The organism is Aminobacter sp. J44, from assembly GCF_007829415.1.
GTDB lineage: Bacteria > Pseudomonadota > Alphaproteobacteria > Rhizobiales > Rhizobiaceae > Aerobium.
Genome location: NZ_VLJG01000035.1, coordinates 16743 through 29667 on the forward strand (window position 1 = coordinate 16743; position 12925 = coordinate 29667).

11 protein-coding genes are annotated in these 12925 nt (G+C 65.6%); 1 reads left to right on the plus strand and 10 read right to left on the minus strand.

All coding sequences use genetic code 11. The features are described 5' to 3' along the window. Positions 1–2 precede the first annotated feature (2 nt). From mmsB to araD1, 9 genes are all read right to left on the minus strand, one after another. Entirely contained in the window at positions 3–1205 is a 1203-nt protein-coding gene (mmsB, locus tag L610_RS13720) for a multiple monosaccharide ABC transporter permease (RefSeq protein WP_024849220.1), read from the minus strand. A gap of 3 nt (positions 1206–1208) precedes the next feature. Further along, positions 1209–2738, minus strand: coding sequence for a multiple monosaccharide ABC transporter ATP-binding protein (mmsA, locus tag L610_RS13725; protein ID WP_198019553.1), 1530 nt, complete (start codon positions 2736–2738; stop codon positions 1209–1211). A 74-nt stretch (positions 2739–2812) separates the two neighbouring features. Then, positions 2813–3880, minus strand: coding sequence for a multiple monosaccharide ABC transporter substrate-binding protein (gene chvE, locus L610_RS13730; protein WP_024849218.1), 1068 nt, complete (start codon positions 3878–3880; stop codon positions 2813–2815). A gap of 140 nt (positions 3881–4020) precedes the next feature. Next, a complete protein-coding gene (locus tag L610_RS13735) occupies positions 4021–4887 on the minus strand; it encodes an SMP-30/gluconolactonase/LRE family protein (protein ID WP_144705746.1) in 867 nt (288 codons plus the stop codon). Next, a complete protein-coding gene (gene yjfF, locus L610_RS13740) occupies positions 4884–5852 on the minus strand; it encodes a galactofuranose ABC transporter, permease protein YjfF (protein ID WP_144705760.1) in 969 nt (322 codons plus the stop codon). Before yjfF ends, L610_RS13735 begins: the two co-directional genes overlap by 4 nt. 2 nt (positions 5853–5854) lie before the next feature. After that, positions 5855–6871: an ABC transporter permease gene (locus L610_RS13745; RefSeq protein WP_144705762.1), complete on the minus strand. Its 1017-nt coding sequence runs from the start codon at positions 6869–6871 to the stop codon at positions 5855–5857. Next, the gene (locus L610_RS13750) at positions 6871–8385 is read right to left on the minus strand and encodes a sugar ABC transporter ATP-binding protein (RefSeq protein WP_144705748.1); all 1515 of its coding nucleotides are present in this window, start codon (positions 8383–8385) and stop codon (positions 6871–6873) included. The genes L610_RS13745 and L610_RS13750 overlap by 1 nt, the downstream gene beginning before the upstream one ends. A 70-nt stretch (positions 8386–8455) precedes the next feature. Then, positions 8456–9403 carry a galactofuranose ABC transporter, galactofuranose-binding protein YtfQ gene (ytfQ, locus tag L610_RS13755; protein ID WP_144705750.1) on the minus strand — a complete coding sequence of 316 codons (948 nt, stop codon included), beginning with the start codon at positions 9401–9403 and terminating at the stop codon, positions 8456–8458. A gap of 173 nt (positions 9404–9576) precedes the next feature. After that, the gene (gene araD1 / locus L610_RS13760) at positions 9577–10569 is read right to left on the minus strand and encodes an AraD1 family protein (protein ID WP_144705752.1); all 993 of its coding nucleotides are present in this window, start codon (positions 10567–10569) and stop codon (positions 9577–9579) included. A gap of 285 nt (positions 10570–10854) precedes the next feature. On the opposite strand from araD1, the gene L610_RS13765 reads away from it, so the two are divergent. Continuing rightward, positions 10855–11850: a LysR family transcriptional regulator gene (locus L610_RS13765; protein ID WP_144705754.1), complete on the plus strand. Its 996-nt coding sequence runs from the start codon at positions 10855–10857 to the stop codon at positions 11848–11850. Positions 11851–11913: 63 nt separating this feature from the next. Here L610_RS13765 and L610_RS13770 read toward each other — a convergent pair. Continuing rightward, a partial coding sequence (locus L610_RS13770) for an NAD-dependent succinate-semialdehyde dehydrogenase (protein WP_144705756.1) occupies positions 11914–12925 on the minus strand: 1012 nt, incomplete at its 5' end.

Here is a 12925-nt window from a genome sequence, read left to right on the forward strand (position 1 = left end):
TCTTACGCCTTGTTCTTGTTGTAGACGTCGAAGATGACGGCGGCGAGCAGCACCAGGCCCTTGATGACCTGCTGGTAGTCGATGCCGATGCCGAGGATCGACATGCCGTTGTTCATCACGCCCATGATGAAGGCGCCGACCACCGCGCCGACGATGGTGCCGACGCCGCCCGACATCGACGCGCCGCCGATGAAGACGGCCGCGATCACGTCGAGCTCGAAGCCGAGGCCAGCCTTGGGCGTTGCCGTGTTGAGGCGCGCGGCAAAGACGAGACCGGCCAGCGCCGCCAGCATGCCCATATTGGCGAAGGTGAGGAACACCAGCCGCTCGGTGCGGATGCCCGACAGCTTGGCCGCCTTCTCGTTGCCGCCGATCGCGTAGATGCGCCGGCCGACCGTGGTGCGGTTGGCGATGAAGGAATAGATCGCGATCAGGAGCGCCATGACGATGAAGACGTTCGGCAGGCCGCGGAACGACGCCATCAGGTAGCTCATGTAGGCGATCGCGCAGAAGATCAGCGCGTTCTTGATGGTGAAGACCGCGAAGGGTTCCTCGACCAGCCCGCGCCGCTGTTCCTGCCGCCGGTTGCGGATGGCGAGGTAGAGGAGCAGCACCGCGAAGCCGAGGCCGACCAGCAGCGAGAACAGGTTGATGCCCTCGGCGCCGAACAGGTCGGGCAGGAAGCCGGAGGCGATCAGCTGGAAGGTGGGCGGGAACGGCCCCACCGACTGGCCGGCAAGCAGCCACAGCGTCAGGCCCTTGAACACCAGCATGCCCGCAAGCGTGACGATGAAGGAGGGGATGCGGAAATAGGCGATCCAGTAGCCTTGCGCCGCGCCGATCGCCGCGCCCACCGCGAGGCACACAATCGCCGCCAGCACGAAGTTGACGTGCCACTGCACGATCATCACCGCCGCCAGCGCACCGATGAAGCCGAGCACCGAGCCGACCGAGAGATCAATGTGGCCGGAGACGATCACCAGCAGCATGCCCACCGCCATGATGACGATGTAGCTGTTCTGCAGCATCAGGTTGGTGAGGTTGACCGGGCGCAGCAGGATGCCGCCGGTGGCGAACTGGAAGAAGGCCATGATCACGACCAGCGCGATCAGGATGCCGTATTCGCGCATGTTGGCGCGCCAAAAATGCTGGTTCCTCGTGCGGTCGGCCGCCTCGGGCCTTGCGGACGTGATGGTCTGATCCATGGGCTACCCGCCTGCCTTGATGATCATGGACATGATCTTTTCCTGGGTCGCCTCTGCGGTCGGCAGCTCGCCGACGAAGCGTCCCTTGTTCATGACGTAGAGCCGGTCGGTGATGCCGAGCAGCTCCGGCATTTCCGACGAGATGACGATGATCGACTTGCCGCTTTGGGCGAGGTCGCGAATGATCGTGTAGATCTCGAACTTAGCGCCGACGTCGATGCCGCGCGTCGGCTCGTCGAGGATCAGGATGTCGGGGTCGGCGAACAGCCACTTCGACAGCACCACCTTCTGCTGATTGCCGCCGGAAAGGTTCACCGCCGACTGCTCGATGGTGGGCGTCTTGATGTTGATGCGCCGGCGGTACTCTTCCGCCACCTCGCCCTCGCGGTGGCGGTCGATGACGCCCGAATTGGCGACGCCTTCGAGATTGGCGAGCGGAACGTTGCGGCGGATGGTCTGGTCGAGCACGAGGCCGTAGGACTTGCGGTCCTCGGTGGCGTAGGCGAGCCCGGCATTGATCGCGGCCGGCACGGTCGAAAGGTCGACCTTCTCGCCGGCAATGAAGGCTTCGCCGCCGGCATAGCGGCCGTAGGAGCGGCCAAACAGGCTCATGGCGAGTTCGGTGCGCCCGGCCCCCATCAGCCCGGCAATGCCGAGCACCTCGCCGCGGCGCAGGTGGAAGCTGACATTGTCGACCACCTTGCGGTCCTGGTCGATCGGGTGGAAGACGGTCCAGCCCCGCACCTCGAACATGGTGTCGCCGATGCGCGGCTCGCGCGGCGGGTAGCGGTCGGTGAGCGAGCGGCCGACCATATCGCGGATGACGCGGTCCTCCGGCACGGGCCCGGCGGAACAGTCGAGCGTCGAGACGGCGCGGCCGTCGCGCAAAACGGTGATGTTGTCGGCAACCTTGGAGACCTCGCTCAGCTTGTGCGAGATCAGGATCGAGGAAATGCCGCGGGCGCGGAACTCGCGCAGCAGTTCAAGCAGCGCGTCGCTGTCCTTCTCGTTGAGCGAGGAGGTCGGCTCATCGAGGATCAGCAGCCGCACCTCGCGCGATAGCGCCTTGGCGATCTCGACCAGCTGCTGCTTGCCGAGGCCGAGATGCATGACCTTGGTTTCGGGGCGCTCGTCGAGCCCGACGCGTTCGAGCAATTCGCGCGTGCGCCGGTTGGTCTCCTGCCAGTCGATGATGCCGTTCTTCGCGCATTCCTTGCCGAGGAAGATGTTCTCGGCAATCGACAGAAGCGGCACCAGCGCCAGCTCCTGGTGAATGATGATGATGCCCTCGCGCTCGGAGTCGGCAATGCCGCGGAAGGCCTTGACCTCGCCCTCGTAGACGATGTCGCCCTCGTATTCGCCATGCGGGTAGACGCCGGAGAGGATCTTCATCAGCGTCGACTTGCCGGCGCCGTTCTCGCCGACCAGCGCGTGGATCTCGCCGCGGCGCACCGAGAACGAGACGTTGTCCAGCGCCTTCACGCCCGGAAACGTCTTGGAGATGTTGCGCATCTCGAGGATGGTTTCGCTCACGGCCATGCTCCGGCAAGGTTCAGCCAGCCGGCAGGCCCCGGCACGAGCCGGGACCCGCCGCCGTCCGGGGAGGACTATTCGATCTCCGACGCCTTGTAGTAACCGGTGTCGATCAGGGCCTGACGCCAGTTCTCCTTCGTCACCGGAACCGGCTCGAGCAGGTAGGACGGCACCACCTTGACGCCATTGTCATAGGTCTTGGTGTCGTTGATCTCCGGCTCTTTGCCGCCGAGCACCGCGTCGACCATGCCGACCGTGACGCGGGCAAGTTCGCGCGTATCCTTGAAGATGGTCGAGTACTGGTCGCCGCGCAGGATCGCCTTCATCGACGGGACCTCGGCGTCCTGGCCGGTGACGATCGGCATCGGCATGTCGCCGGAGCCATAGCCGACGCCCTTGAGCGACGAGATGATGCCGATGGACAGGCCATCATAGGGCGACAGCACGCCGTGGACGCGGTCGTCGGTGTAGTTGGCGGACAACAGGTTATCCATGCGCGACTGCGCGACCGAGCCGTCCCAGCGCAGCGTGCCGACCGTCTGCATGCCGGTCTGGCCGGACTTGATGACGATGTCGCCGGCATCGATCAGCGGCTGCAGCACCGACATGGCGCCGTCGTAGAAGAAGTAGGCGTTGTTGTCGTCGGGCGATCCGCCGAACACTTCGACGTTCCACGGCTTCACGTCGCCGAAGCGCTCCTTGAGGCCGGCGACCAGCGTCTCGGCCTGCTGCACGCCGACCTTGAAGTTGTCGAAGGTGGCGTAGTAGTCGACCGCGTCGCTGTCGCGGATCAGGCGGTCATAGGCGATCACCTTGATGCCGGCGGCCTTGGCGTTGGCGAGCGCGTTCGACAGCGTGGTGCCATCGATGGCGGCGATGACCAGCACGTTGGCGCCCTTGGTGATCATGTTCTCGATCTGGGCGAGCTGGTTCGGGATGTCGTCTTCGGCGTATTGCAGGTCGGTCGCGTAGCCGGCTTCCTTGAACTGGTCGACCATCGAGTGGCCGTCCGAGATCCAGCGGGCTGACGACTGCGTCGGCATGGCGATGCCGACCAGGCCTTTCTCCTGCGCCCATGCAGGGATGGAAAACAGGCTTGCACCAAGAAGTGTCGCCGCCAGAGCGGCCTTGAACAGTCTCATGGCTTTTCCTCCCAGAAGTGGCCAGCTCTCTCCTCTGCCAGCCTGTGTCCGAACGTCGTCGGTTCCTCAGCGATAGAAGGCAGTGATATGACGGTCAAATTCCGTCTTGGCTGACTGATATGCCCAGTCGGGCATGTCTCTCAGCGCTCCGCCTCAATCATCACTGCCGGCTCCGGCACGCCCTTGCCGGCTTCCGGCACGACGTAGACCAGCCCGTCCGCAAGGCGGGGTTCCTCGAGGTCCTGGCGGGCGCTGGTGACATAGAGCGTGCGGAAGTCGAGCCCGCCAAAGGCAAGGCACGAGGTGTTGGTCGGGGGCAGCGCGATCACATGTTCGAGCTTGCCTTCGCGGGAGTAGCGCGCAACGCGCGAGGCGCCCCATTGCGCGTTCCAGAAGCAGCCATTGGCGTCCACCACCGCGCCGTCCGGGTGCAGCGCCTCGGCGGATAGATCGAGGAAGACCTCCCTGTCGCCCTCCGGCCAGCCCTCGGCATCGAGCTTCACCGTGTAGACGATGCCTTCGTGGGTATCCGCGAAGTAGGCGCGGCTGCCGTCGGGTGCGAAGCAGATCGCATTCGGGATGGTGATGCCGCCGAACAGCGGCTCGACGCGTCCCTCGTGGAAGCGGTAGATCGCGCCCCTCCCCTCCTCGGCCTTCTTGCCCATGGTGCCGATCCAGAAGCCGCCCTTCGGGTCGGCGCGGCCGTCATTGGAGCGGGTGCCCGGCACGTCCGCCTCGAGCGGCGCAAGATGCGTGCGTTCGCCGCTCTCGATGTCGAACAGGAAGAGCTGCGTTTCGCTCGCGATAATCAGCCGGTTCTCATCGACCCAGCCGGCGGCCGAGACGCACTCGCCGAACTCCCAAGCAAATTCCTGGTCGCCCCGGCGCGACAGCAGCTTGCCGGCGAGAATGTCGAACCAGAACAGCTGCATGCGCAGCGGGTGCCAAAGCGCGCCCTCGCCCAGCAGGCATGGCCGCTCGTCGTAGATGGTCGCACCGTTGTTCATGTCCGTGCCTCGCCGAATGCGGTGAGCCTCAGCAGGCCCTTCTGCAGCAGGATGAACACCAGCAGCAGCAGGCCGATGACGATCTTGGTCCACCAGCTCGACAGCGTGCCGTCGAAGACGATGTAGGTCTGGATCAGGCCCATGGTGAGGACCCCGAACAGCGTGCCGATGACATAGCCCGCGCCGCCGGTGAGGATCGTGCCGCCGATCACTACCGCGGCGATTGCCGTCAGCTCCGTGCCCACGGTCGCCAGCGGATAGCCGGAGCCGGTGTAGATGGAGAAGACGATGCCGGAGAGCCCCGCCATCAGGCCGGAGAAGGCGTAGATGAGCACCGTCGTGCGCCCCACATTGACGCCCATCAGCCGCGCGGTCTGCTCGCCGCCGCCGAGCGCGAACACTGCCGCGCCAAAGCGGGTGCGGTGCGCGATGATCGCGCCGACGAGCACGGAGATCAGCATCAGCACGCCGATCAGCGTCAGCCGCCCCTTGCCCGGCATCAGCCAGTAGGCGCTCGTCAGCATCGAATAGAACGGATGGCTGATGGCGACGGAGTCGATCGTCATCATGTAGGCGACGCCCCGCGCCAGGAACATGCCGGCGAGCGTGACGATGAAGGCGGGCATGGCAAGCGCATGGATCAGCCAGCCCATCGCCGCGCCGAACGCCGTGGTGATGATGAGCAGCAGCGCAAACACCGCGAGCGGATGCAGGCTGGCATCGCGCAGCATGACGGCGATGAACACGCCGGAGAAGGCAATCACCGAGCCGACCGACAGGTCGATGCCGCCGGACAGGATGACGATGGTCATGCCCACCGCGACGATGCCGAGATAGGCGTTGTCGGTCAAAAGGTTGCCGATCACCCGTGTCGACAGCATCGCCGGGAACTGCAGGTAGCTGATGAGGTAGCCGACAAGGAAAATGCCGATCGTAGCCAGCAGCGGGTAAAGGCGCGGGTTGATGCTCATGGCGTCTCGCTCCGCACATTGGCGCGCCGGGCCTTCACCAGCGACTTGAGGAACAGCCAGTCGGCCGCAAGGTTTGGCGACTGCAGCACCAGGATGACCAGCACCAGCACCGCCTTGATGACGAGGTTGTATTCGGACGGGAAGCCCGACAGCATGATGCCGGTGTTGATCGTCTGGATGATCAACGCGCCGATCATGGTGCCGGCGATGGAGAAGCGCCCGCCGAGCAGCGAATTGCCGCCGATGACGACGGCGAGGATCGCGTCGAGCTCGAGCCACAGCCCGGCATTGTTGGCATCCGCCCCACGAATGTCGGCGGTGGCGACAATTCCGGCCAGCGAGGCGCAGAAGCCGGATGCCATGTAAACGGCGATCAGCAGCACCGTCGCGTTGACGCCGGCGAGCGCGCTTGCCGCGCGGTTGATGCCCGTCGCCTCGATCAGCATGCCGAGCGCCGTGCGCCGCATCAGCAAGGCGACGACCACCGCCGTCGCGATCCAGAGGATGGTCGGGAACGGAATGCCTAGCACCGAGCCGGAACCGGCGAAGGCGAGGTTGGGATCGGAGAAGGTGAGAATGCGCCCTTCGGTGATCAGCTGGGCGATGCCGCGCCCGGACGTCATCAGGATCAGCGTCGCCACGATCGGCTGGATGCCGACGATGGCGACGAGACAGCCGTTCCAGAGACCTGCCAGCAGCCCGGCGCCGATCGCCAGCCCCACCGCGCCAGCAAGGCCATAGCCGGAGGTGATCGCCCAGGCGGCCACCGCGCCGGAAATCGCCATCACCGTGCCGACGGAAAGGTCGATGCCGCGCGTGGCAATCACCAGTGTCATGCCGACGCCAAGCAGCGCCACCGGCGCCGAACGCTTGAGCACGTCGACCACCGGGCCGACGAAGCGCGTGCCGTCGAAGCCGATGGCAAGGAAATTCGGGAAGAACACCGTGACCAGCAGCACCACGAGGGCCAGCGTCACCAGTTGCGGAGTGATGCGCCTGAAGGTCTGGCCCATCATGCCGCCTCGGTATGGCTGGCCGCGCCCGGCTGGGCAATGGCGTGAACGATGGCCTCGCTGGTGATCCGGTCGCCCGAAAGCTGCGCGACATGGCGGCGGTCGCGCACCACGATCACGCGGTCGCAGGCGGCGACCAGCTCGTCGAGTTCGGACGATATGAGGAGGACTGCCATTCCCTCCCTCGTGATCTCATGGATGAGGCGCAGGATTTCGGCATGCGCGCCGACGTCGATGCCGCGCGTCGGCTCGTCGAGGATAAGGAAGCGCGGGTTCATTGCAAGCCAGCGCGCCAGAACCACTTTCTGCTGGTTGCCGCCCGAAAGCTCGCCCACCGGCTTGTCCGCGCTCGACGTGCGGATGTCGAGCAGGCGGATGTAGTGCTCGGCCAGCCGCTCCTGTTCGGCGCGCGACAGGGGCGCTGCCCAGCCGCGCCGCGCCTGCAGCGCGAGGATGATGTTTTCGCGCACGGACAGCTCGGCGACGATGCCGTCCACCTTGCGGTCCTCCGGCGTGAAGCCGAAGCCGGCGGCAATCGCCTCGCGCGGATTGCCGTGGGAAATGCGTCCCGTGTCGTCCTGAGCCGCGCCGGTCGAGGCGCTGCGTACGCCGAAGATGAGTTCCGCCGTTTCGGTGCGCCCGGAGCCGAGGAGCCCCGCAAGCCCGATCACCTCGCCCTTGCCGACCTCGAGATTGAACGGCTCGATCACGCCCTTGCAGCCGAGCTGCTCGAACCGCAGCATCGGCTTCTGGTCCTTGCTGTTGCTGGCGGTGCGCTGCTCGCGCGCCGTTTCCTCCAGCTCGCGGCCGAGCATGTAGGAGATGAGCCTGAGCCGATCGATGTCGCGGGTGCGCTCGGTGACGATCTTGCGGCCGTTGCGCAGCACGGTCAGCCGGTCGCTGAGTTCAAAGACCTGGTCGAGGAAGTGCGAGACGAAGATGATGCCGAGCCCCTGCTCGCGCAGCTTGCGCACGATGGAAAACAGCATCTTCACCTCGGCGGCATCGAGGCTCGCCGTCGGCTCGTCGAGGATCAGCACCTTGCCGGAAATCTCGACCGCCCGCGCGATCGCGACGATCTGCCGGATCGCCACCGAATAGGCGCCGAGATCGCGTTCCACGTCGATGTCGATACCGTATTGCGCGAGCAACTCGCGCGCCTTCGCCGACTGCGCCTTGCGGTCGACCATGCCGAAGCGGCGCGGCTCGCGGCCGAAGGTTAGGTTCTGCGCGACGGTGAGGTTCGGCAGAAGGTTCACTTCCTGATAGACGGTGCCGATGCCAAGCGCCTGCGCCTCCGCCGTCGAGGCCGGATCGATCGGCGCGCCATCGAGCAGAATCTCGCCGGCATCGCGCCTGTAGGCGCCGGTCAGGCACTTGATGAGGGTCGACTTGCCGGCGCCGTTTTCGCCGAGCAGCGCATGCACCTCGCCGGCGGCGAGGTCGAAATCGACGCCCTGCAGCGCCTTGGTGCCGGGAAATTCCTTCGAGAGCGAGCGGATGGACAGGAGCATCGGCTTCCTTTCGTGCAGGAACCGGGGCGTCAGAAAAACGCCCCGGTCCGGTCTGCTCTTGGCCCTGGGCTTAGTAGCCGAGGTCCTTGCGCCGCTCGTACTCGCCTTGCGGATCATCCGCCTGCGTGTAGAGCTTCGACTCCGTCTGGATGAACTTCGGCGGCACGGTGCCGTCCTTCCAGAACTTCTCCAGCGCATCGAAGGCCGGGCCCGCCATGTTCGGCGTCAGCTCGACGGTGGCATTCGCCTCACCGGCGGCCATGGCCTGGAAGATGTCCGGCACCGCGTCGATCGAGACGATCTTGATGTCCTGGCCGGGCTTGAGGCCCGCTTCCTTGATCGCCTGGATGGCGCCGATCGCCATGTCGTCATTGTGGGCATAGAGCGCGCAGATGTCCTTGCCGCCGCCTTCGGCCTGAAGGAAGCTTTCCATCACGGTCTTGCCCAGCGCGCGGGTGAAGTCACCGGTCTGGCTGCGCACGATCTCGATGTTCGCCTTGCCGGCGATGCCATCGCGGAAACCCTTGGCGCGGTCGATGGCCGGCGACGAACCGGTCGTGCCCTGCAGCTCGACGACGCGGCACTTGTCGTCGCCGACTTCCTTGGCGAGCCATTCGCCGGCGACCTTGCCCTCATGGACGAGGTCCGAGCCTACCGCCGTCAGGTACAGATCGTCGGACGAGTCGACCTGACGGTCGAGCAGCACCACCGGGATCTCGGCTTCCTTGGCTTCCTGCAGCACGGCATCCCAGCCGGTCGCCACCACTGGCGCGAGCAGGATCGCGTCGACGCCCTGGGCGACGAACGAGCGGATCGCGGCGATCTGGTTCTCCTGGCGCTGCTGCGCGTCGGAGAATTGCAGCGTGTAGCCGCGTTCCTCGGCCTGTTGCTTGGTCAGCGTCGTCTCGGCGGCGCGCCAGCCCGATTCCSAGCCGATCTGCGAGAAACCGATGGTCTGCGCCGATGCACCGACCGAAAGAGCAAGGAGCGCGGCTCCTGCCAAAAGCATTCTGGTCATGATGATCCTCCACCTTGGTTCTGCTGGCCGCGGGGCGACCAGCTGCCTCATTTCATGGGGCCCGTCAGCGCCGGCACCATTTGCGCGTCCGGACCGGCGCGAACGCCGGTCCGATCCTCCCCTTCGCGTCGCGGATGCCGTTCCTCCCCGGCGGCCGCAGCTTCAGAAAGCTCTCAAAGCACTTGCACCTCTTGCCTTTCCGCCACCGGCGGCGCCGCCTCGAACTTGAGCGCATTGCGCAGCGGATAGCCGAACACCGGCGCCTCGATCTCGAACACGTCGCCGTCCTGCGTCGCGATCCCGTCGGCGTAGGACAAGGTCGCCGTGCCGAACATGTGCACATGCACGTCGCCCGGCTGGCGGAAGATCTCGTACTTGAAGTGATGGTGCTCGAGATTGGCGATCGAGTGGGACATGTTCGCTTCGCCCGACAGGAACGGCTTCTCGAAGATCACGTCCCGGCCGCGGCGAATGCGGCTCACCCCCTCCACGCTCGCCGGCAGCGGCCCGACGAGAAGCTCCGGGCCGACGGAGGCCTGCCGCAGCTTGGAATGGGCGAGATAGAGATAGTTCTTGCGCTCCATCACATGGTCGGAAAACTCGTTGGCGAGCGCGAAGCCCACCCGGCAGGGATTGCCGTTGCGGTCGATGACATAGATGCCAGCGATTTCCGGCTCTTCGCCGGCGTCATCGGCAAAGGGCGGGCGCACCAGCGTCGCGCTCGGCGCAATCAGCGCGTGGCCGTTGCCCTTGTAGAACCATTCCGGCTGCACGCCCGGCCCGCCATTGGCGGGCTTGCCGCCTTCGAGCCCCATGCGGAACATGCGCATGGAGTCGGTCTCGTCCTGCGTCGGCTTGGAATGCATCGCCGCGCGGGTCGCGGCGGAGCCGAGATGGGTAAGGCCGGTGCCGGTGACATGCAGGTGCGCGGGATCGGGATGAAGGACCGGCGGCAGCACCCGCCCCTCCTCGCAGAGAGCAGCGAGGTCGACCGCGCCGTTAAGGCCGAGGTCGATGACATGGTCCTTGAGCACGACCCCGTTGTTGGCGCAGTGCATCGCCAGGTCGTAGAGGCTCGCGTCGGTCGCGACCTCGTAGGCTTCGGTACCTTCGCGCGCGACAACCTGGATGCGGCCGTCGTCGCGGCGGAATTGCGATAGCAGCACTGACTTCCTCCCGTGCGTGATCTTCCTTCGCCACACCGGCCCGCGTCCTCCAGCGGGTGTCGCCGGCGCGCCGTGCGATCATCGGCAGAACAGGTAGCACTCGCTGTTATACTATGGAAATTCCGTTATTCGAGGGAGACATACCGAAGATTACATATCCCTGTTTTCAGCGCACCTTTGCGCGGACTTCGGGCGAAGCCCAGTTGCGCAGCGAAAAATCCTGCGGAATTGTAATATTCATCGGGAACAACTTTCCCGGCAGTGAGATAGCAAGGCGGTCATATCATGCCCTACTCCGATCCCCGGCACGGCCAGCATGTCCTTGTCAGAAAAGGGCTGAAGTTCTCGCACCTGCGGCTTCTGGCGGTGCTGCGCGAGACGGGGCAGATCAACGCGGCGGCGCAGCAGGTGGGCATGACGCAGCCCGCCGCCTCGCGGCTTCTCGCCCAGCTGGAGGAGATGATCGGCGCGCCTATCTTCCGCCGCCACGCGCGCGGCGTCTCGCTCACCGAGGCCGGCATCATCATGGCCGACCAGGCCATCCGCACGCTGCGCGAGCTCGATCTTTCGCAGGAGCGGGTGCTGCAGGCGGTCCAGGGCACGCGCGGTCTCGTGCGCATCGGCTCCGTCACCGGCCCGTCGCTGGAGCTGATCCTGCCGCTGGTGCGCGAGATGCGCGTCTCGGCCCCGGCGGTCGAGCTTGCGGTGACGGTCGACACCTCGAACAAGCTCGCCGAGGCGCTGGTTGCCGGCGACCTCGACTTCTATGTGGGCCGCATTCCCGAAGGCGCCGACGCCCAGCCATTCTGGCTCTGCGACATCGGCTACGAGCCGATCGGCCTTGTCGTGCGCGCCGACCATCCGCTGACGCGGGTGGAAAACCTCACGCTCGAACAGTGCGTCGAATATGACTGGGTCACGCAACCGCCCGGCGGCCTCTTGCGGCGCACCGCCGAGGATTATCTGCTCTCGCACGGGCTGCAGCTGCCGCGCCGCATTCTTGCAACGGCGTCCACCCTCTTCACCCTCGCACTGGTGCAGAAGACCAACGCCATCGCGCCGCTGGCCCGCGCCGTCGCCGAGTTTTTCATCGATTCCAGCGGCCTTGGCAGCCGCCTTGCGATCCTGCCCGTCGCGCCCGACCTGATCGTGAAAACCTACAGCGTCATCCGCCGCCAGGAGCAGGACCTGTCACCGGCAGCGCAATCCATCCTCAACGCGCTCCTCAAACGTGCCCGTGCGAGCCGGGCGATGCAGGAACAGCGGGGAGTGGCGGAATAGCAGCAGACAAAAGAGGCCGCGCAAGGCGGCCTCTGGATTTGATGGAGGTGTTCTTCCCGATCGTCAGATCGCCGAGCAGATGTACTTCATCTCGAGATATTCCTCGATGCCGTACTTCGAGCCCTCGCGGCCGAGGCCGGATTGCTTGACGCCGCCGAAGGGCGACATCTCGTTCGAGATGAGGCCGGTGTTGTGGCCGACCATGCCGTATTCGAGGCCTTCGGAAACACGYACCGCGCGGGCGTGGTCCYTSGTGTAGAAATAGGCGGCAAGGCCGTAGATCGTGTCGTTGGCRAGYGCCACGACTTCKTCYTCSGTGTCGAAGGCAAAGAGCGGGGCGAGCGGGCCAAAAGTCTCCTCGCGGGTCACCGCCATGTCGGAGGTAACGCCRGTSAGAACCGCCGGCTGCAGCATCAGGCCGCCRAGGCGCTTGCCGCCGGCAACGAGCTTCGCGCCCTTCGACACCGCATCCTCGATRTGSGCCTCGACCTTCTGGATCGCCTTTTCCTCGATCATCGGGCCGATCTCGGTGCCGGCCTCAAGSCCRTTGCCGACCTTGAGCGCTTCAACGCGKGCGGCGAGCTTTGCCGCAAAGGCGTCATAGACGCCGCGCTGGACATAGATGCGGTTGGCGCAMACGCAGGTCTGGCCCGCRTTGCGGAACTTKGCGATCATCGCGCCATCGACSGCSGCRTCSAGATCGGCATCGTCGAAGACGATGAACGGCGCATTGCCGCCRAGYTCGAGCGACAGCCGYTTGATGGTCGAMGCGCTCTGCTCCATCAGCACGCGGCCGACCTCGGTCGAGCCGGTGAAGGARAGCTTGCGCACGGTTTCGGAGTCGGTCAGCACCTTGCCGATGACGCGGCTSGAACCCGTCACGAACTGCAGCACGCCYGCMGGAATGCCAGCGCGCTCGGCYARMACRCCRAGGGCAAGRGCRGTRAGCGGSGTSARGTCCGCCGGGCGCACGATCATGGTGCAGCCTGCGGCMAGYGCSGGAGCTGCCTTGCGGGTGATCATCGCCGCCGGGAAATTCCACGGGGTAATCGCAGCGGTGACGCCCACCGGCTGG

What these genes read in the sequence shown, in the direction of transcription:
- mmsB (WP_024849220.1), bottom strand. Translation starts at nt 1,205, where the DNA reads ATGGATCAGACCATCACGTCCGCAAGGCCCGAGGCGGCCGACCGCACG.
- chvE (WP_024849218.1), bottom strand. Translation starts at nt 3,880, where the DNA reads ATGAGACTGTTCAAGGCCGCTCTGGCGGCGACACTTCTTGGTGCAAGC.
- L610_RS13735 (WP_144705746.1), bottom strand. Translation starts at nt 4,887, where the DNA reads ATGAACAACGGTGCGACCATCTACGACGAGCGGCCATGCCTGCTGGGC.
- L610_RS13745 (WP_144705762.1), bottom strand. Translation starts at nt 6,871, where the DNA reads ATGGGCCAGACCTTCAGGCGCATCACTCCGCAACTGGTGACGCTGGCC.
- L610_RS13750 (WP_144705748.1), bottom strand. Translation starts at nt 8,385, where the DNA reads ATGCTCCTGTCCATCCGCTCGCTCTCGAAGGAATTTCCCGGCACCAAG.
- L610_RS13765 (WP_144705754.1), top strand. Translation starts at nt 10,855, where the DNA reads ATGCCCTACTCCGATCCCCGGCACGGCCAGCATGTCCTTGTCAGAAAA.